This is a genomic window from Streptomyces sp. PT12 (genome assembly GCF_003311645.1).
Taxonomy (GTDB): Bacteria; Actinomycetota; Actinomycetes; order Streptomycetales; family Streptomycetaceae; genus Streptomyces.
The window spans coordinates 71,022-89,341 of the sequence record NZ_QEST01000149.1; the positions used below are offsets into that span (position 1 = coordinate 71,022).

Below are 18,320 nucleotides of genomic sequence, written 5' to 3' on the forward strand. Positions count from 1 at the left end.
CCAAAACGGCGACCGATGCGATGGTCCGACCGGGCGATTGCATAGGGTGCCCCTCATGGCCGAGGCGGACGATTTTGGCGCGGAGCTCACCGACTTCCGCAATCGCGTCGCCGAGCTGCGCGCCACCCGCGCCCTGCCAGGGGGCACCCGCACGGCCAACCTGGACGCCGCCCTCTTCGAGCTCCAGTACGTCTCCGACGTGCTGTGGCCGCGCTACGAGCAGCTGGCCGCGAGCGCGCGGCGGGCGGCGGGGCCCGCCGACCAGAGGGAGCAGCAATTGCTTCGCGCGGTCTTCCAGCGGCTGCCCCTCCCGGTCCTGCTGCTTGACCGGGACGGCGTGGTCAGCCGCCTCAACTTCGCCGCCAGTCAGCTGTTCGGCCTGCGCGCGGGATACGCCGCGGGCCGCTCGATCACCGCGTCGCTCGCCCACGAGGGGCGGGCCGCGTTCCGTGGACAGGTGGCCGCGGTGGCCCGGCACGAGGGCAGTCGCGGCCTCTCCGTCGAACTGATGCGCGGCATAGCGGGGGGTGACCGGGGCCCCGCGCGCCTGTGGGTGACGCTGACCGCCGTGCGGCCCCCTGGGCACCGGCGCACCTCGGTGCTTGCCGTGTGCCAGCCCGCGGGCGGGCCAGGGCACGTCGGGTCGGCCGACGAGCCCGAGGCGCGGCCGGATCCGGGGCCCGATCCCGGCGAGGTCAGCAGCCATGTGGCGCTCATGGACCTGCTCGACGACATGGCCGCCACGCTGCTCGACGAGGGCAACGCCCCCGACTCCCCGCTCCTTCGCGCGGCGCGCCTGCTGCACGGCAGGTTCGCGGACTGGGTGATCGCCGACCGCGCCGCGCCTGGCGGCGGCCCGCTGCGCCGCGTCGCCGTGCTGGCCCCCGACGAGGGCCCCGGCGCGGAGCACGCCGCGGCGATCGCCGCCCGCGACCCGGCCGACGCGCCGCTGATCGGCGAGGCGGCCAGGGCGGGCGGCCAGGGCCTGCGCGTGCGCCCCGAGGACCCGTACGCGCTCGGCGAGGCCGAGGACGGCGTTCCGCTGCTCGCGCTGACCGAGGCGTCGTCGCTGCTGTGCGTGCCGCTGACGCTGCCTTCGGGCGCGGTGCTCGGGGTGCTCACGTTGCTCCGGGTCGGCGGCCGCCCGGCCTTCGAGCTGGCCGAGGCGAGCGCGGCGGAGCGGATGTCCCGTCATGTCGCGCTCGCGCTGCGCGCCTCCTGACCACATGGGGCAGCCCGCCCCATACCAGCCAGGTCAGGGTGAACGCGCCCGCGCCCGCGACGATCGCGGGCCCGCGCCCGAGCACCACGTCCACCACGAGGGTCAGGGCGCCGGTGAGGGCCAGGCCGAGGAAGCCGAGGCCGATCGTGGCCAGGCGCGACGACGTCTCGACGATCTCGCGCTTGGCGCCGCGCCTGAACAGCATGCGGTGCAGCGCCGCGGGGGCCGTGAACATCACGGTGGCGACCATCGCGAGCACGAGCGTGGTGATGTACATGGCCTTCTGCGCCCCGTCGACATCCTCGAAGCGCTCGGCGAACGCGAGGGTCAGCAGGAAGGCGAACAGCATCTGCACGCCCGTCTGCGTCACCCGCATCTCTTGCAGCAGCTCCTGGAAGTTGCGGTCGTCGCGCTCGGGCGGTGTCTCGTTCCGCTCGCGTTTCGGGGGCATCCCGCGCATCTCGTCATCCTGCACCGCCGGCCTCCACCTCGTGCCGGAGGCGCGAGCAGGTGCGGGTGAGCAGGCGGGAGACATGCATCTGGGAGATCCCGATCCGCTCGGCGATGCCGCTCTGCGTCATGCCGCGGAAGAAGCGCAGATAGAGGATGTGCTGTTCGCGCTCGGGAAGCTGCCGCAGCCGCGTGCGGACTGCCTCGCGGTCCACGACCCGGTCATAGCCAGGCTCGCCGCGGCCCAGGGTGTCGAGCAGTGAGTGGCCCCCGTCCTGGGTGCCCGAGAGCTCGGCGTCCAGGGACAGCACGGTGTAGCTGTTGAGGGCCTCCAGGCCGTCCCTGGCCTCCTTGGGCGTCATGTTCGCGTGCTCGGCGATCTCCTCGACGCCGGGGGCGCGGCCGTCCAGGGTGGTGCTCAGCTCGTTGCGGGCGACGCGCACGCGGTTGCGCAGCTCCTGCACGCGGCGCGGCACGTGCATGCCCCACAGGTGGTCGCGGAAGTGGCGCTTGATCTCGCCGACGATGGTGGGCACGGCGTAGCTCTCGAACGCGGTGCCGAGCGTGGGGTCGTAGCGGGTGACGGCCTTGACCAGGCCGAGGTAGGCGACCTGCTCCAGGTCCTCCAGGTTCTCGCCGCGGTTGCGGTATTGCCGGGCGAGCCGGGTGGCCATCGGCATCCAGGCCCGGACGACCCGCTCGCGCAGGGCGTTCTTCTCACGCCCCGCGGGCATCTCGGCAAGGCGCAGGAACGCGTCCCTGGTGTCGGGGGCGTCGTGGTGCGGATGCTTGCGGCCTGGCCTCTTCACATGGGTGGCGGGCATCGTTCTCGGCTCCCTTCTTCGCGGATGTCGTCCCTCCGCGGGAGCACATGGACGAAAGCCGCACACGCCGGGGGCCGAAGGCCGCTCCCGCGGGTGTGCCTGCTGTCCGAAGCACGAGGATCGCGTGCCCGTCCCCGGGGGGCGCAAACGGAAAAGTCGCGAACAACCGGACCCTGACGCGCCTCGGCGATCTTTTCGTGTGCGACGTCTGTAGATTCGCGGCCGCGCGGTACAACTTCGTCGGATGCGGCTGCAGAACGACCGGGCTGTGGCTGGCCCCGCTGGTGGCGCTCGTCTTCCTTGCGCTGCCCCTCGACATGGCGCCCACCCAAAGGAACGCGAGGCCCAACCGCCCAACCCGCCCTCGCACCACGGCCGTTGCCGTTTCCCCGGCCTCGGCGGCGGCGAGGGTCTACGGTGGGTCGCGGCGGATCCGGGGAGACACCGGGAGGACGACGATGGCCGAGACCGGGGACGACTGCCCGGGGCCGCACCGGCAGTGCCAGGCGTGCACGGGGCAGCGGGTGGAGTTCCGCGAGACGCTGTACGTCCCGTCGACCGGGAGGGCGGCTGGCGTGGCCGCGCCCCACCACTGCTGGCACTGCAAGGGCCGCGGCTACTACTGCCAGGCGGAGCACCGCTGCACGCCGCCGCACGAGTGAACTACAGGCGTCCACACGGCGTTTGACGGGTGGCCTCCGGGGTACCCGGTCCCCACCCGCAGGGACCGGGCCCCCTTCCGGCCTTGACCGCGCTCCTGCCCGTGCTCACCCCAGCCAGGGGCGGGGCACGGGCAGTTCGCGCGCAGGCGCCTCCGGCGGAAACGACGGCGGCCGGGCGGACGCCGCGCGGCAGCCGGAAGCCCGGCGTTCACCGTGAGGCCCGGACCCTACGACACCCCGACGCCGGGCCTCCCTCGGACCCTGGTTCCTCGCGGCTGAGGGCGCGGTCAGCGCGCGAGTTCCGCCGCGTGGGGGTCCCAGTCGTCGGGGAGGGGCTCGGGGGCCGTGAACGCCGCGCCGCCGGGGGCCGGGGTGGCGACCTCCACAAACGCGCCGCGCTCGCCCGAGGCGTCGATCGCCGCCATCGCCCCCAGCACATGGAGGCCCAACGCCCCCGAGGCGCGGTGGGGTTGACCCGTGCGCAGCGCGCGGGCCATCTCGAGCACGCCGAGGCCACGGCCCGCCGTCGGCCCGGAGACGGGGAGTTCGCGCCAGTCGTCGTCGGCGTTGCCGCGCAGCAGCAGCGGGCCGATGAAGGTGTTGGGGTCGGGGACGCCGAGCGTTCCCTCGCTGCCGATCACCTCGAACTGGATGCGCCGCACCGCGGAGTCGAAGCTGAAGACGGACGTGGCGCGCGGCCCCGAGGCGAACTCGACGAGCGCGCTCACATGCGTCGGCACGTCGACGGGGAACGTCTGGCCCGCCCTGGGGCCCGAGCCCGTGGTCCGGGTGGCGCGCGCCCTGGCCGCCGTGGCCGCGACGCGCGCGATGGGCCCCAACAGGGCGACCAGGGACGTCACATAGTAGGGGCCGATGTCGAACAGCGGGCCCGCGCCCGGCTGGTAGAAGAACGCGGGGTCGGGGTGCCAGCCCTCGGGGCCCAGGCTCTGCACCGCCGTGGCCGCGGCTATCGGGGTGCCGATGTGCCCGGCGCGTATCGCCCGCAGCGCGGACTGGAGCCCGGCGCCCAGGAACGTGTCGGGGGCGTTGCCCACCAGCAGGCCGCGTTCGGCCGCCTCGGCGAGGATCCGCACGCCGTCGTCGGGGGTGGTGGCCAGCGGCTTCTCGCCGTAGACGTGCTTGCCCGCGCGCAGCGCGGCGAGGGCCACGTCGGCGTGGGCGGCGGGCACGGTGAGGTTGACGACGATCTCCACCTCGGGGACGGCGAGCACGGTGTCCAGGTCGCCCGCGACGGGAACGCCGTGCTCGGCCGCCGCGGCGGTGGCGCGCGCGGTGTCGAGGTCGGCGACGCCGATGACCCTGACATCGGGGAACGCGCCGAGCGTGCGCAGGTATTCGCCGCTGATCACGCCCGCGCCGACGACGGCGACGCCGACCGGGCCCGAGCCGGTGCCGGTGGCCGGGGCGGGGGGCGTCGTGGGGGCGGTGCTCACGCGACCCCCAGCCCTGAGACGTGCGCGTGGCTGGCCGCGAGCGCGTCGAACAGGTCGGTCGCGCACGAGTCAAGCTCGATGACCGGGATCACCGGAGGGGCGTGCGGCGGCGTCGCGGCGACGGCCGCGGCCAGGATCTCGCGGGTCGGCATCGCGCCCTCGCCCACGGCCACATGGGGCGCGTCGCTACCGGTCAACGGCCCGTCCTTGACGTGCAGGAGCTCGGTGCGCTCTCCCAACCGGCCGAGCAGCGCGGGGACATCGGCGCCGCCGAGCGCGGCCCAGTAGGTGTCGACCTCGAGAAAGACATCGGAGGCGAGCCGGTCGGCGAGCAGCTCGATGGCGTGCCGCCCCTCGAAGACGGGCTCGAACTCCCACCAGTGGTTGTGGTATCCGAGGCTGAGGCCGTGCCGCCGCACGTCCTCGTTGACGAGGTTGAGCCGGTCGGCGGCGCGTTCGATGCCCTCATCGGTGGTGAAGTCATCGGCGGGGATGCCCGCGGGGATGATGACGCGGTCGGCGCCAAGCGCCGCGACCGCCTCCAGGATCGGGGCGGGGTCATCCGCGTCGAGCAGGACCCGGGCGTGCGGGGAGATGACGCGCAGCCCCAGGTCGTCGGCGACGCGGCGGAAGCCCTCGGGATCGTCGGTGGGGTCGAAGGGCTCGACATAGCTGAAGCCGATGTCGGCGATGCGGCGGAGGGTCGCGTCCCGGTCGGCGGCAAGCGCCTCACGGACCGTGTAGAGCTGAACGCCCAATGCGGGGGCCATGGTTGAGCTGCCTTCCCTGAGATCCTGTCATTCGGGCCATACAGGAAGATAAGCCGCGTTATTCACCATGGCAACGCCTCTGCGGCACCCACGGCCATCGTCTTCCCCGCCGCCCACACCCCCACGCCCACCCCGCGTCCCGGAACCGCGGCGCAGCGCGGCGCCCTCCGCGCCTGGGGGCCGCGGGCGCACGCGCCGTTTCGCATGCTGGAATGGCACGCGAATTCACACGGTGTTCGCATGTCATCGCATTCCCGGGGTGACCTGGCAGGTAAGCCGTCGGAGCATGACGCGACATTGCGGGGATATGGCCCGGCGCCGCACACCACGCGCCGCGATTCTTGACCCCGCATCCGGGCCGTCGCTACGTTCCCCCCATGCGGAGACTGCTGCGATTCACCCGGCGCCGCGCCGTGGACCACATGCGCGTCGCCACCGCGATCTGTCGCTGATCCCCCTTTCGCCGCCCCCACATCCCCCGCCCAGCACCGGGCGCTTTCCCGTGCGCCTTTCCTCCTTTCCGCTGCCCCACGCTCCCCCTTTCCCCCAGCGCTTTCCCTCGTTTTCTTTCGTTCTCCCGCCCCATTTCCCTCCAGGGATGAAGCATGCCCAGAAATATCCGCAGCCGCCTCGGCGCCGCGCTTCTCGCCCTCGCGCTCCTCCCCGCCCTGGCCAGCTGCGCCGAAGACGACCACACGTCCGCGAGCGCCGCCGAGTTGGCCGATGTGCCGATCCCCGAGGACGTGGATCCCGACACGCCCCTGACCATCGGCTCCCCCGAGACCGAGGTGGCGCTCAAGCTCTCCGGCTCATCGACGAGCTGCCCTTCCGGGTCGAGTGGGCCAACCTCAGCGGCGGCCCCCAGTGCTCGGAGGCGTTCCGCGCCGGGTCGCTCGACGTGTGCTCCGCCGCCGAGATCCCCGCGATCCACGCCCGCTGGACGGGCCTCGACACCCGCCTTGTCGCCTCGGTCTTCCGCGAGGACCCGATCGCCAACCCGCTCTACGAGCTGGGTATCGCCCCAGGCGCCGACATCGAGACCCTGGAGGATCTGCGCGGCAAGCGCATCGCGTTCAGCCCGGGCCAGGCTCAGGGCACCCTGGTGCTGCGCATCCTCCAGGAGCTCGGGCTCACCCGCGAGGATGTCGAGCTGGTGGAAATGCCGAGCACCGGCGATGTCTACCCCACGGCGCTTGGCAGTGGACAGGTGGACGCCGCACCCATCGCGGGGGTCAACATCCGTCGCTACCTGGACCGTTACGGCTCCGAAGGCGTCCTCACCATCGACCATGGGCTGCGCGAGGCTGCTGCCCTGGAAGCGCGTTCTCGACAATGTGACCCTGGGGCTCACGGGCCCCGACGCGCAGGAGCGCGGCAGGACCGCGCTCGACGAGGTGGGCCTCGCGGCCCGTGAGCGCGCCTGGCCCGTCGAGCTCTCGGGCGGCGAGCAACAACGCGTCGCACTGGCCCGCTCGTTGGTGCGCGACCCCGAACTCCTGCTGGCCGACGAGCCGTTCGGCGCCCTCGACGCGCTGACCCGGCTGCGGATGCACGCGCTGCTGCGGCGGCTGTGCCAGCGGCACAAGCCCGCGGTGCTGCTGGTCACCCACGACGTGGACGAGGCCATCGCGCTCGCCGACCGCGTCGCGGTGCTCGAGGACGGCAGGATCGCCGCCGACCTCACCGTGGACCCGCCGGAGCCCCGCGCCCCCGGCAGCCCCGCCAACGCCGGGCTGCGCGACCGGCTGCTGACGCTGCTCGGCGTGGACACCGGCGAGTTGACGCTCGCCACCGACGGGCGCGCCACCGAGCGCGCCACCGAACGCGCCACCGAGCGGCGCCTCGACGAGAGGGAGGAACGATGAGCCGTCGGCAGCTCCGGCTGAACCTCTTCATCTATCCGGGCGGCCACACCGGCACACCCGAGCAGGTCGCCGACCGGATCCAGGAGTGGTTCGAGAACGGCGCGGCGGACGGCTTCAACGTGATGCCGCCGTGGCTGACCGGCGGCTTCGACGCGTTCGCCGACCACGTCGTCCCGCTCCTGCGCCAACGCGGCCTGTTCCGCACCGCGTACACGGGAACGACGCTGCGCGAGCACTATGGCCTGGCGCGGCCACGCAGCGCGTTCTCCCCTGCGGGGGGCCAGCACGACGGCTGAGGCGGAGGGCTGGACCGGCCTCGCAGCCGCGCGGGGGCCCGCGGCCGGGCGCCCGGCGAACTCAGCGCCCCGGCCAGTGCTTCGGAGGAGCCACGGCAGGGTCCGTGACCTGCGACCTGCTGCGTGCCTGCCCAGCCCGTCAGTTCATGTACACGCACCACGTCATGCGACCTCAAGCCGCGACCTGCCGAGAGCTGTCGACGTAGCTATCCACGTAGTCGCTGACGTCGGCCGCGTCACGTGCCGCCGCGGCGCTGACGCCGGGGTAGAAGTCGCTGACCCGATCCGGCGGAACGCCGTCCCTGACCAGTGCGGCCACCTCGGCGGCGGGGATCCGAGTCCCTTCGATGACCGGCTCACCGCCGCGCACGGCGGAGTCGACGGCGAGGTGGTCGCGCCGCTTCAGCAGGTCGGGAATGTGACGGCCGTCCTGGGAGAAGGGCGCGAGGACGTCCACCAGCTGGTGGATGGCCACGTTCCCGCCCCTGATCAGATCGACTGCCCGCTCGGGCTCCGCCAGATAGATCGTGGCCAGATAGATCGTGTCGGGCCCCGCGACGAGAGCGTACGCGGACAGGTGCTCCCGCTCCCCCGGCTCCTCCCGGAGCGCGTCCACGGCCCTTCGGATCTTTCTGCAACGACGTCTCCTTGCGGAGCTTCACACAGGCGCGCAGGGCCACCACGTCCCTGAAAGGAGTACAGGATGGGTCGCGAGCCGGAGATCTCGGGCACAAGGAGCGTGCCCTGCCTGCCGGAGGAACGGCGCCAGTGGGAGAGCTGTCGGAGCGTGGCACCGGAAAGGGCCGCGGCGAGCTTGGGCTCGTACGACACTGTGTTCCTCCTCTCCACCGCCACCGAATCCCCGGTGGCCGTACGCCATTCTCCTGTCTTCCGCCGAGATCGGAAAAAGGTGAGCGCCGTTCGAGGCGACGCACGGCGGGGGCCCTCGGGGCCCCCGCCGAACAGCCCGTCCGACGAGGGTTACGCGGCCGGTGTGGCGAGCAGCGCCGCGCGGTCAAGGGCGGCCGAGAACTGCTCGAGCACCTGGTCGAGCGGCCCCGCCGCGGCCGGGTCCAGGGTCACCGCGCCGTCCTGCTCCACCGTGATGTGGCGGTCGAGCACGAACCACCCCTGGGTGATGTGGGAGGCGCCCATGGAGGAGAGCACGGGCCGCAGCGCGTAGTCGATCGCCAGCACATGGGCGTTGGTGCCGCCCGTGGCCAGCGGCAGCACCGTCTTGTCGGCCAGCGCGAACTGCGGCAGCAGGTCGAGGAGCGACTTCAGCAGCCCCGAGTAGGCCGCCTTGTACACGGGTGTGCCGATGACCACGCCGTCGGCGCTCTCTATCAGCCGGGCCACGTCGACGATGGCGGGGTGGGAGACATCGGCGCCGGTCAGGGCGCCCGATGGCAGGCTCCGCACATCCAGCGGCCTGACGTCGTGCCCGCGCGCGGCGAGCTTCGCGTCGAGGTGGCGCAGCAGGCGGGCGGTGCGGGAGGTCGGGGACGGGCTGCCGGAGATGGACAGGACAAGGGCCATGGGACACCTCGGAGTGTTCGGTGGAACGGGGCGGCGTGGGGGCGGGGGCTGCGGATCAGGCCGGGACCAGCTGGGGGCGGGTGGCGATGTCGGCCGGGGGGACCCACTGGCCGCGTTCGGCGAGGCGCGGCAGGACGCCCTCCCCGAACCAGTACGCCGCCTCCAGGTGCGGATAGCCGGAGAGGACGAACTCCTCGATGCCCAGGGCCTGGTACTCGGCGATGAGGTCGGCCACCTCCTCGTGGCTGCCGACCAGGGCGGTGCCCGCGCCGCCGCGGACCAGGCCGATGCCCGCCCACAGGCCGGGGTGGATCTCCAAGGCGTCCCTGCTGCCGCCGTGCAGGGCCAGCATGCGGCGTTGCCCCTCGGACTCGCTCGCGCCGAGATGCTCCTGCGCGGCCCGGATCGTCTCGGGGTCGAGCCCGTTGAGCAGGCGCGCCGCCTCGGCCCACGCCTCCTGGGACGTGTCGCGGTTGATGACGTGCAGCCGGACGCCGAAGCGCAGCGCGCGGCCCGCCTCTTCGGCGAGGCGCCGCACCGCGCCGATCTTCTCGGCGACCTGCGCGGGCGGCTCACCCCACGTCAGGTAGATGTCGGCGTAGCGGGCCGCCACGCGGAGCGCGGCGGGCGACGAGCCGCCGAAGTAGACGGCGGGCGCGGGGTCGGGCAGCCGGGCCAGCGCCGCGCCCTCGACCCGCAGGTGCTCGCCCGCCAGGTCGACGGTCTCGCCGCGCCACAGGTCGCGGACGATGTGCAGGAACTCGCCGGTGCGGGCGTAGCGGGTGTCCTTGTCGAGGAAGTCGCCATAGGCGCGCTGCTCGCGGCTCTCGCCGCCGGTCACGACGTTGAGCAGCAGCCGCCCGCCGGTCTGCCGCTGGTAGGTGGACGCCATCTGCGCGGCAAAGGTCGGCGAGAGCAGCCCAGGGCGGAACGCCACGAGGAACTTGAGGCGTTCGGTGTGCTGGCTGATCATCGCGGTGGTCAGCCAGGCGTCCTCGCACCAGGCCCCGGTCGGGGTGAGCACGCCGGAGAAGCCCACCTGCTCGGCGGCGCGGGCGATCTGGCCGAGGTAGGCGACGGTGGGCGGCCGATGGTGGGCACCGGCCGCCGTGACCGCGGCCCCGTGGCCGCCGCCGACGACGTGGCGGCTGTCTCCGTTGGTGGGCAGGAACCAGTGGAAGGTGAGGGACATGGTTCTCCGTTCGTGAACGCCACCGGGGCGCGGCGAGTCGGGCGTCGTGCCCGGGGAGGACCGGGGGCGGGACGCGCTCGAACAGCGGGAACAGGGAGAGGGCGGCACCGCGGGGGCGGCACCGCGGGGGCGGCGCCGCGGGACAACCGGGGGAGACGGCGCGCTGACACGGTGCGCGGTCACGGTGCGCGCGGGGGACGGCGCGCGGCGCGGGGCCCGTCAGGGGACGGGCGGCGGGGGTGGGGTCAGGCGCAACAGATCGCGGCGGCGACGCGGAGGAGGTCCACGCAGCGGCGGCGGGTCAGATTCCGTGCGCCAGGCATGCTTCGATGCAAGCACGGCGCCGCAGGGGCGTCAACGCCCACCCGGCAGGCGAGACGGCGGGCGGGCCCGCGGGTGGGGCGGCCCGTGAGAGGGCGGCCGGGGCCGCGGGCGCCGAAAGCGCTGGCGGCGCGCGGCTGCGGTCGGCGAGGATGGCGGCATGGCGCACTCGCGGCACCCCGCCGGGCCCCCTGAGCTGGTCGCGCGGCACACGATCCTCTCGGCGAGCGGCTGATGGCCGTGCGCGAGGGCGCGCTGTCGTGGGACGAGGTGACCGCGTGGCGGAACGCGCTGGCCGTCAGGCTCGACGCGGCCCTCGCGGACAGCCCGCTGCCCGACGAGCCCGATCGGGCGCGCGTGGAGGACTGGCTCGCCTCGGTCCGCCGCCGCTCCCTCGACGCGGAGGCACCGATGTGAACGACCCGAACGAGCTGCCCGGCCTCAACGACCTCCCCGGCCTGCCCGACCTCGCGCCGGTCGTCGCGGAGCAGCGCCATCCGCTGCTGTTCGCGACCGTATCGGGCGCCCACCTCTACGGGTTCCCCTCGCGCGACTCGGACGTGGACGTGCGCGGGGTCCATGTGCTGCCGCTGCGCGACGTGATCGGCCTCGCCCCCGGGCCCGAGACGGTGACCAGGACCTGGGACCGCGACGGCGTGGAGCTCGACCTGGTCACGCACGACCTGACCAAGTTCGCCAGGATGCTGCTGCGGCCCAACGGCTATGTGCTTGAGCAGCTGCTCTCCCCGCTCGTGGCGCACACGACGCCCGAGCACGCCGCGCTGGTCGGGCTGGCGCCCGGGCTGCTCACCCGGCACCACGCCCGCCACTACCGCGGCTTCTCCCGCACCCAGCAGCGGATGTTCGACAAGACGGGCGAACTCAAGCCGCTCCTCAATGTCTTCAGGGTGCTGCTGACCGGGCTGCGGCTGTTGCGGGAGCGCGACGTGGTGGCGCATCTGCCGACGCTCATCGACGAGCCGGGGCGCCGAGGCGAGGCCCCGGCCTATCTGCGCGACCTGGTGCGCGCCAAGTCGGCTGCCGAGCACGGGCTGTTGGACGAGGTCGCGGGGGCACCGACGCGGGAGCGGATCGCGGCGGACGTGGCGCGGCTGCACGCGGCGCTCGACGAGGCCGAGGGGGCCACCGCGCTGCCCGCCAAGCCCCGGGGCGCGCACGCGCTCGACGAGGTGGTCGTGGCCGTTCGCCTCGGGTGGTAGGCGGGGGCGCCGCTCAGGGGCGGTCGCCGTGCCACGAGCGCCACAGCGCCGCGTAGGCGCCGCCGAGGGACACCAGCTCGTCATGGGTGCCGATCTCCGTGAGGCGCCCCTCGGCCATCAGCGCCACCCGGTCCGCGTCGCGGCCGAGGAGCCAGGGGCCGACGAGGCCAGCGGCGGCGGCCAGCGCGTTGAGCAGCAGCATCGCGGTGAACGAGCCCCGGTCAACGCGGATCAGCCGGGCGGCGGCGCGGCGGACTGCGGGGCGTTCGGCGACGGGCAGCGGGCGTTCGGTCACGACGCCGCCCCGTTCCCCTCGCCGCCTGTGGCCTCGTCGCCTGCGGTCTCGCCGCGGGAGATGTCGCGGGAGATGTCGCGGGAGATCAGGCGCCGGTAGCCCGGCTGGTGGGCGAGCAGGTCGCCATGGCGGCCCGACGCGACGACCCGGCCCGCCCTCAGGTGGTGCACGGTGTCGGCGCGGTCAAGGAGCAGCGGCGACGTGGTGGCCACGACGGTGACCCGGCCGCCGCGGGCCTCGCACAGCCGGGCGGCGCATCGCCACATAGCCGTTGACCGCGACGAGTTCGCCGACGCTCAGTGTCCCCTCGGCGGCCATGCGGGCGGCCAGCCAGGTGACCACCGCGAGGAACAGGGTGGGCAGCCCGGTGGCCAGCGCCTGGATCCAGCTGGTGACCGCGCCGACCCGGTACCCCTCGTCGCGCAGCGCGTCCGACTCGCGCCGATAGCGTTCGGCCCAGGCGTCCTCGCCGCCGAGCCCGCTCAGCACGCGCAGCCCGCCGACGATGTCCACGACGCGCGCGGCGAGCCCGCTCTGCCGCTCGCGATAGTCGGTCTCCGCGCCCTGGAGGCGCCCGAGCAGCGGCCCGACGAGCACCACGAGCAGTGGAACGCCGAGCAGCACGACGGCCGCGATCGCCGGGAGATCGACAACAGCAGGACGGCGACGGCGAGATACGCCAGCACGGAGCCCACGCCAGGGCCGGTGACCGTCAACGCGTGGGCCAGCGTGGACACATCACCCCTCCCGATCGTGACGACCTCGCCCGCGGTGACCCGCCATGGCAGCGCCGCGCCGAGCCGCATGGCGTGCTCGACGACGGCGCGCGCGGTGCGGAACGCCGCGTGCATCCGCACCCGGGTCATCGTGCGGTGGCGGGCGATGGCCAGCCAGGCGTTGAGCGCCCCGGTGGCGAACAGGGCGGCGGCCCACCAGGCCGGGGCCGTTCCGTCGCCGCGTTCGAGGCCGTCGTCGATGGCGCGGGAGAGCGGCCAGGGCGGCAGGGCCAGGCACAGCATCCAGACGGTGCCGAGCGTGGCCCCCGCGGCGACGCGGAGCGGCTGGCTGGCCACCAGCCACCACAGATAGCGGCCGGGGCCGCGGCGGTCGGGGGTCTCCTCCGCCGTCATCAGGACCCGGTCCCCATCCGCTTCACCTCGGAGGGGAAGCCTAACGGCCCGCCATGCGGTCGAACTGGGCGGCCTGGATCTCGTACAGCTCGCGGAAGTGGCCCTCGGGCAGCTCCAACAGCTCGCGTGGCGAGCCGGATTCGACGAGGCGGCCCCGGTGGAGGACGTGGACGAGATCGGCGTGGCGCACGGACGCCATGCGGTGGGTGATGAGGATGACGGTCTGGCCGCCCTCGGCCAGCTCGCGGATCTGGTCGAACACCCGCTGCTCCTCGCGGGCGTCGAGGGCCGCGGTGGGCTCGTCGACGATGAGGACGGGGGCGCCGCGGTAGTGGGCGCGAGCGATGCCCAGGCGCTGCCACTGGCCGCCGCTGAGCTGGTGGCCGCCCTGGTAGCCGCGGGCCAGGAGGGTGTCCCAGCCGCGCGGAAGGTCCTTGATCACCGCGTCGGCGCCCGCCTGGTGGGCCGCTGCGTGCAAACGGTCGTCGTCGATGGGGGCGTTGGGGTCGCCGATGGCGACGTTGACGCGGGCGGTGAACCGCCAGCGGTTGAAGTCCTGGGCGACCATGGCGATGCGGGCGAACACCTGGTGCCGATCGGCCTGGCACGTGGGAACGCCGTCCCAGCTGACGCGCCCGCCGTCCGGGAGGTAGAGCCCGGCGAGCAGCTTGACCAGGGTGGACTTGCCCGAGCCGTTCTCGCCGACCAGCGCGGTGATCCGCCCGGTCGGGATGGTGAGCGAGACATCGGCGAGCGCGGGGGGCGCGTCTTGGTCGGTGCCGGGGTAGCGGAACGTGACGCGCTCGAACGTGATGCGGCGCGGGCGCGGCGGAACGGGCCGCCCACCGGTCGGGATGGCCCAGTCGGCGGCCTGGACGCACAGCCGGTCGAGGTCGCCGACGAACAGGCTCTCGTCGTACAGGTTGTTGATGGCCTGCACCATGCCGGTGAGGCTGGACGACCCGGTGCGGATGGCGAGCACGGCGGTGCCCGCGACCGACATCGCCATCGTGCCGCTCCAGGCGAGCGCGCCCAGGGTGAGATAGGTGGCCGCGCCCGCGAGCCCCGTCCACGCGGCGGCCCACAGGCCGGTGCGGGCGTCCAGGCGGGCCAGGCGGGTCTGCTCGGCCTCGGAGCTGGCGGACATGTTGCGGAAGTGCTTGAGCAGGAACGGGCCCACCTGGTGGACGCGGATCTCGGACGCCGTCTCGGTCGCGGTCAGCTCGGAGCTGAGGACCCGCCCGGCGCGCGAGTGCTGCACCCAGGTGCGGAAGCTCTGGTAGCGGCGGCGGGTGGTGACCAGCGTTCCCCACATGCGCGGGACGGTCATCAGGGCGAGCAGCGGCAGCAGCACGGGGTGCAGCACGGTCAGGACGCTCGCGGCGGCGGCCAGGGAGAGCAGGGCGTTGATGACGCGCGTGCAGTAGTCGATCATGCGGCGCGCGGCGGTCGCGCCGTACTGGGCGGTGTCGAGCAGGCGGTGGAACTGGTCGTCCTCGATCGCCGCCAGCTCCACGCGCGAGGCGCGCGCCAAGTACCGCTCGGTGGCGACCCGTTCGACCTTGGGCTCCAGGCGGCCCGAGCCATAGGTGGAGGCGGCGGCGAGCAGCGCGCCGAGCACCGCGGCGACCGCGACGAGCGCGAGCGACGGCATCGCCTCGCGCAGCCGGTCGGCCGCGCCGCCGTCGGCGAGGACGGCGGCGAGCACGGCGTTGACCGCGACCAGGCCGACGGCCTGGACGACGCCGCGGCCGATCTCGGCCGCGGCGACCAGGCGCAGCGCGGCCCGGTCGGCGTCGCGCGCGAGGCGGACGGTGGTGCGGACGAGCGGGGGCAGCGTGCGGACCATCGACCACAGGCTGAGCCGGGTGAAGGCGCCGTCGTGGCTGCTCCAGCCGGTGTCGTAGAGGAGGGGGCCGCCGAAGAGGAGGTGCTCCGACGGGGACGTGCCGGGCGATGAAGGGGGCTTCACGGGGACCTCACGGGGATCGCGCGGGGTGGGGGACATGGGACGCGCCGCCCTGGTCGACCACCGGGCCGCGCGCCGAGGGATCGCGCGGGGAGATGTCGAAGAGGTCGGCACCGAACGGGTCGGCACTGAACGAGTCGGCACCGAACGAGTCGGCACCGAACGGGTCGGCGCCGATGGCGGGTCGGGCATGGGCATCGGCGAACGGGTCGGGCGGGGCGTCGGGCCGCGGCTCGGGGGCGAAGAGCGACGCGGGGTCCCAGCCCCGGTCCCCGGGGAACGCGGCCCTGCCGTCGTCCTCGGTCCCCAGGAGGTTCCACAGGTCGTCGGGCGAGGCGGCCGCCCCCTCGGCCGCGCCCTCGGTGGGCCCCGCAGTGGGCCACCCGTCGGCCCACTCGGCGGGCGCCTCGGCGTCGGCGGGCGCCTCAGCGAAGGGGCCACCGGCGAAGGCGCTCGGCTCGCGCGCCGTCGCGTCGAGGTGGTGGAGCCGCCGCCTGGTCTCGGCCAGCTCCGCCGTCACACGCCGCAGAAGGCAGCGGATCCTGTGCTCGTGGTCCATCGGTGGGCACCCCCTGAACTGGACGTGGTGAAACGGCCGTCGGCACCCGCACCAGGCCGTGGAACAGCGCGGGCAGCGCCCCCTCGACCGCCCGCGACCGCAGCGCGCCGGGGTCGAGCCGCAGCGGAACGGTCACCGCGTCGGGCGCGGTGAGCGCGGCGTCAAGCAGCGCGAGCCCCTCGTGGCCCGCGAGCGGCAGCGAACCCTCCCCCGCGCCCGGGGGCCACCAGGCGATCGACACGGCGGGCAGGCCGAGGGCCCTGCGGCGCTCGGCCAGCGCGTCGATCGCGGCGCCAGCGGCGGCGTGGGGGCCCGCCCCAGGGCCGCCGAGGATCCCGGCGGGCGACGAGAACAGCACGAACGCCGACAGGTCCATGCCGCGCGTCAGCTCGTGCAGCCGGGCGGCGGCCAGGGCCGTGGGCCGCAGCGCCCGCGCCAGCCGCTCGGGCGCGAGCGAGGCGACCGCTCCCCCGCCCTCGGGCGCCCCGGCGCAGTGCACCACCCCGGTCAGGGGGCGATCGGCGAGCAGCGCCCGCAGCGCGGCCCGTTCGCCCACGTCGCACGTGGCGGCGCGAACGGTGGCGCCCCGCGCGGCCAGCGCGGCGACCACATCGCGCGGCACGCCCCTGCGGCCAGCCAGCAGCAGATCGGTCACGCCGTGCGCGGCGACCAGGTGGCGGGCCACCAGGCGGCCCAACGCGCCCCCGGCGCCGGTCACCAGCACCGTGCCGCGCCCGAACACCGGGCCCGCGCGCGGGACTTCGACGACCCGCTCGGCCCGCACCAGGCGGGGAACGAGCAACCGGCCGCCGCGCACGGCCAGCTGGGGCTCGCCACTGGCCAGCGCCGCGCCCAGGTCCTCGTCGGGGTCGGCGTCCACGAGCACCAGGCGGCCCGGATGCTCGGACTGCGCCGCCCGCACCAGACCCCACACCGCCGCCTGCGCGGGATCCGGCGACTCGCCAGGCAGCGCCACCCCGCCGTGGGTCACCACGGCCAGGCGGCCCTCGGCCCTCCCGCCCTCGGCCCTCCCGCCCTCACCCCTCCCGCCCCTCTCGCCGTCGGCCAGCCACGCCCGCACCAGGCCGAGCGCCCACAGCGCGCCCGCGAGGGCATCGCCTTCGCGCCGCCTGGCGTCCCAGCGCGCCACGGCGTCGCGGCCACAGGTCCCGGGCCCGGGGGGCGGCAGGGCCTGCCAGTCCACCCGGTGCGGCGCCGGGCCCGAGGCGGCGCGGTCCGCGGCCAGGGCCGCCGCGGGCAGCGGGCGCAGCACCAGCGCCCCGACCTCCACCACCGTCCGGTCCGCGCCGTCCACCGCCACGAGCGACACCGCGTCCGCCCCCACCCGCGCCAGCCGCACCCGCAGCGCCCGCGCCCCGGGCCGCCACACCCGCACGCCCGAGGCCGCGCACGGCACGCGCGCCCGACCCTCGTCCGCCAGCAGGCCGCCCGCGCCGACCGCGTGCAGAGCGGCGTCGAGCAACGCCGGGTGCACGCCGAACCCTTGGGCCTCGATGCCGTCGGGGAGCGACACCTCGGCCCACACCTCACCCTCCGCGGCCCACACCGCGCGCAGCCCCCGGAACGCCGGACCGAGCACAAGGCCGAGCGCCGCGAGCCTGACCCGGTGCGCGCCCGGGTCCACAGGCATGGCCCCGGGCGGCGGCCCACCGCCGAGGCCCGCGCCCCGCACGTCCCGGCCCCGCGACGCGCGGCCCGCCACGTGCCGCGTCCACGGGGCGTCGGGACCGGTGCCCTCCCCGCGGGCCGAGACGGTGAACGCGCGACGGCCCTCCGCGTTCTCGGCGCCCACGGCGACCCGCAGCTGGAGCGCGCCCCACTCGGGAACGGGAAGCGGCCGCTCGAACACCACCGCGTCGAGGCGGTCGCAGCCCGCCTCCCTGGCGCCGACCGCCGCCAGGTCGAGCAGCGCGGTGGCCGGCAGGAGCACCGCGCCGAGCACCAGGTGATCGGCCAGCCATGGCTGCTCGGCCAGGGAGAGCCGCGCGGTGCGCACCACGCCGCCCCACCGCCGCGGTCGGCTGGTCCGCGGCCATGGGCGTGCCGCGGACCACGGGGGCGCGCCCCCGCCCGGCCGGTCCGCGCCGGGCGACGGCTCGTCCGGGCGTATGGCGGCCATCACGTTCTCACTCATCTCAGCGCTCCAACCCCCCGTCGAACGAGCGGCGATCGATGCCGGATCGGCCCCGGCGGACTGCGAGGTAGGTCGGCGGATTCGGCACGGCGCGACACCCCGGGGTCGCGGCGCGGGGGAATGAGCGGGCGGCGAGCGGGCCTCGCCACCGATCCCTATCCCAGCGCAATCGTCGCGCTACGCACAGCTCATGCGGGAGCCTTTCGGACAATCCTCCGCACCGGCGTTTACACGGCGAACAGGCATGGTGACACTCGGTGTCCACCCGGCCATGGCCCGGCGCTCACCGCATCCACGCGCGGCCACCGCGCCGTTGACATGGGCCCGCTGACCACGGAAAGTGACCGAATCCCGCCAGGAAGAAACGTTCAGCCACCGTTTCCGCCTCTCTCCTTCG

General features: G+C 74.7%; 17 protein-coding genes and 3 pseudogenes. 7 read left to right on the forward strand and 13 right to left on the reverse strand.

The genetic code is table 11. From position 1 onward, the window contains the following. Positions 1 to 55: 55 nt before the first annotated feature. Entirely contained in the window at positions 56 to 1,222 is a 1,167-nt protein-coding gene (locus DEH69_RS17215) for a PAS domain-containing protein (RefSeq protein ID WP_113687871.1), read from the forward strand. Here DEH69_RS17215 and DEH69_RS17220 read toward each other — a convergent pair. Together DEH69_RS17220 and DEH69_RS17225 are read right to left on the reverse strand one after the other, a co-directional pair. Beyond that, on the reverse strand, positions 1,119 to 1,682 hold the full coding sequence (locus DEH69_RS17220; RefSeq protein ID WP_113687906.1) for a DUF6328 family protein: 564 nt from the start codon (positions 1,680 to 1,682) through the stop codon (positions 1,119 to 1,121). The two genes, DEH69_RS17215 and DEH69_RS17220, sit on opposite strands and share 104 nt — an antisense overlap. Positions 1,683 to 1,686: 4 nt before the next feature. After that, positions 1,687 to 2,496 (reverse strand): SigB/SigF/SigG family RNA polymerase sigma factor, encoded by an 810-nt coding sequence (locus tag DEH69_RS17225; protein ID WP_113687872.1) that lies wholly within the window; start codon positions 2,494 to 2,496, stop codon positions 1,687 to 1,689. Between the two features lie 458 nt (positions 2,497 to 2,954). Here DEH69_RS17225 and DEH69_RS31575 point away from each other — a divergent pair, with 458 nt between their 5' ends. Beyond that, positions 2,955 to 3,158 (forward strand): hypothetical protein, encoded by a 204-nt coding sequence (locus DEH69_RS31575; RefSeq protein ID WP_181727469.1) that lies wholly within the window; start codon positions 2,955 to 2,957, stop codon positions 3,156 to 3,158. Positions 3,159 to 3,445: 287 nt separating this feature from the next. On the opposite strand, the gene DEH69_RS17235 is transcribed toward DEH69_RS31575, so the two are convergent. Next, on the reverse strand, positions 3,446 to 4,612 hold the full coding sequence (locus DEH69_RS17235; protein ID WP_113687874.1) for a Gfo/Idh/MocA family protein: 1,167 nt from the start codon (positions 4,610 to 4,612) through the stop codon (positions 3,446 to 3,448). Continuing rightward, complete coding sequence (locus tag DEH69_RS17240; protein ID WP_113687875.1) at positions 4,609 to 5,382, reverse strand: sugar phosphate isomerase/epimerase; 774 nt, start codon at positions 5,380 to 5,382, stop codon at positions 4,609 to 4,611. The genes DEH69_RS17235 and DEH69_RS17240 overlap by 4 nt, the downstream gene beginning before the upstream one ends. A gap of 598 nt (positions 5,383 to 5,980) precedes the next feature. On the opposite strand from DEH69_RS17240, the gene DEH69_RS17245 reads away from it, so the two are divergent. The 3 genes and pseudogenes from DEH69_RS17245 to DEH69_RS17255 form a co-directional block, all read left to right on the forward strand. Continuing rightward, positions 5,981 to 6,796, forward strand: coding sequence for an ABC transporter substrate-binding protein (locus tag DEH69_RS17245; protein WP_258534732.1), 816 nt, complete (start codon positions 5,981 to 5,983; stop codon positions 6,794 to 6,796). Beyond that, a pseudogene (locus DEH69_RS17250) lies at positions 6,681 to 7,247 on the forward strand (ABC transporter ATP-binding protein); the annotation flags it as partial. The gene DEH69_RS17245 and the pseudogene DEH69_RS17250, both read left to right, overlap by 116 nt. A gap of 50 nt (positions 7,248 to 7,297) precedes the next feature. Then, positions 7,298 to 7,543 (forward strand): annotated as a pseudogene (locus tag DEH69_RS17255) (LLM class flavin-dependent oxidoreductase); the annotation flags it as partial. A 172-nt stretch (positions 7,544 to 7,715) separates the two neighbouring features. On the opposite strand, the gene DEH69_RS17260 reads toward DEH69_RS17255, so the two are convergent. The 3 genes from DEH69_RS17260 to DEH69_RS17270 all read right to left on the reverse strand — a co-directional run bounded on the left by DEH69_RS17260 (position 7,716) and on the right by DEH69_RS17270 (position 10,274). Then, positions 7,716 to 8,159 (reverse strand): DUF433 domain-containing protein, encoded by a 444-nt coding sequence (locus tag DEH69_RS17260; protein WP_258534733.1) that lies wholly within the window; start codon positions 8,157 to 8,159, stop codon positions 7,716 to 7,718. A gap of 365 nt (positions 8,160 to 8,524) precedes the next feature. Beyond that, positions 8,525 to 9,082: an NADPH-dependent FMN reductase gene (gene ssuE, locus DEH69_RS17265; protein ID WP_113687876.1), complete on the reverse strand. Its 558-nt coding sequence runs from the start codon at positions 9,080 to 9,082 to the stop codon at positions 8,525 to 8,527. A 55-nt stretch (positions 9,083 to 9,137) separates the two neighbouring features. After that, positions 9,138 to 10,274 carry an LLM class flavin-dependent oxidoreductase gene (locus DEH69_RS17270; protein ID WP_113687877.1) on the reverse strand — a complete coding sequence of 379 codons (1,137 nt, stop codon included), beginning with the start codon at positions 10,272 to 10,274 and terminating at the stop codon, positions 9,138 to 9,140. 555 nt (positions 10,275 to 10,829) lie between these two features. On the opposite strand from DEH69_RS17270, the gene DEH69_RS32805 reads away from it, so the two are divergent. After that, entirely contained in the window at positions 10,830 to 11,012 is a 183-nt protein-coding gene (locus DEH69_RS32805; RefSeq protein ID WP_113687878.1) for a hypothetical protein, read from the forward strand. Further along, positions 11,009 to 11,815 carry a nucleotidyltransferase domain-containing protein gene (locus tag DEH69_RS17280; RefSeq protein ID WP_258534734.1) on the forward strand — a complete coding sequence of 269 codons (807 nt, stop codon included), beginning with the start codon at positions 11,009 to 11,011 and terminating at the stop codon, positions 11,813 to 11,815. Before DEH69_RS32805 ends, DEH69_RS17280 begins: the two co-directional genes overlap by 4 nt. 13 nt (positions 11,816 to 11,828) lie before the next feature. Here DEH69_RS17280 and DEH69_RS17285 read toward each other — a convergent pair whose 3' ends face one another. From DEH69_RS17285 to DEH69_RS17310, 6 genes and pseudogenes are all read right to left on the reverse strand, one after another. Beyond that, on the reverse strand, positions 11,829 to 12,110 hold the full coding sequence (locus DEH69_RS17285; protein WP_113687879.1) for a hypothetical protein: 282 nt from the start codon (positions 12,108 to 12,110) through the stop codon (positions 11,829 to 11,831). Further along, complete coding sequence (locus DEH69_RS17290) at positions 12,107 to 12,322, reverse strand: hypothetical protein (protein ID WP_113687880.1); 216 nt, start codon at positions 12,320 to 12,322, stop codon at positions 12,107 to 12,109. Before DEH69_RS17290 ends, DEH69_RS17285 begins: the two co-directional genes overlap by 4 nt. A 43-nt stretch (positions 12,323 to 12,365) precedes the next feature. Then, positions 12,366 to 13,240, reverse strand: a pseudogene (locus DEH69_RS17295) (ABC transporter transmembrane domain-containing protein); the annotation flags it as partial. A 40-nt stretch (positions 13,241 to 13,280) separates the two neighbouring features. Continuing rightward, a complete protein-coding gene (locus DEH69_RS17300) occupies positions 13,281 to 15,212 on the reverse strand; it encodes an ABC transporter ATP-binding protein (RefSeq protein WP_258534735.1) in 1,932 nt (643 codons plus the stop codon). Between the two features lie 7 nt (positions 15,213 to 15,219). Further along, positions 15,220 to 15,729 carry a hypothetical protein gene (locus tag DEH69_RS17305; RefSeq protein ID WP_181727470.1) on the reverse strand — a complete coding sequence of 170 codons (510 nt, stop codon included), beginning with the start codon at positions 15,727 to 15,729 and terminating at the stop codon, positions 15,220 to 15,222. After that, a complete protein-coding gene (locus tag DEH69_RS17310) occupies positions 15,635 to 17,923 on the reverse strand; it encodes an SDR family oxidoreductase (RefSeq protein WP_113687883.1) in 2,289 nt (762 codons plus the stop codon). Before DEH69_RS17310 ends, DEH69_RS17305 begins: the two co-directional genes overlap by 95 nt. Positions 17,924 to 18,320 lie beyond the last annotated feature (397 nt).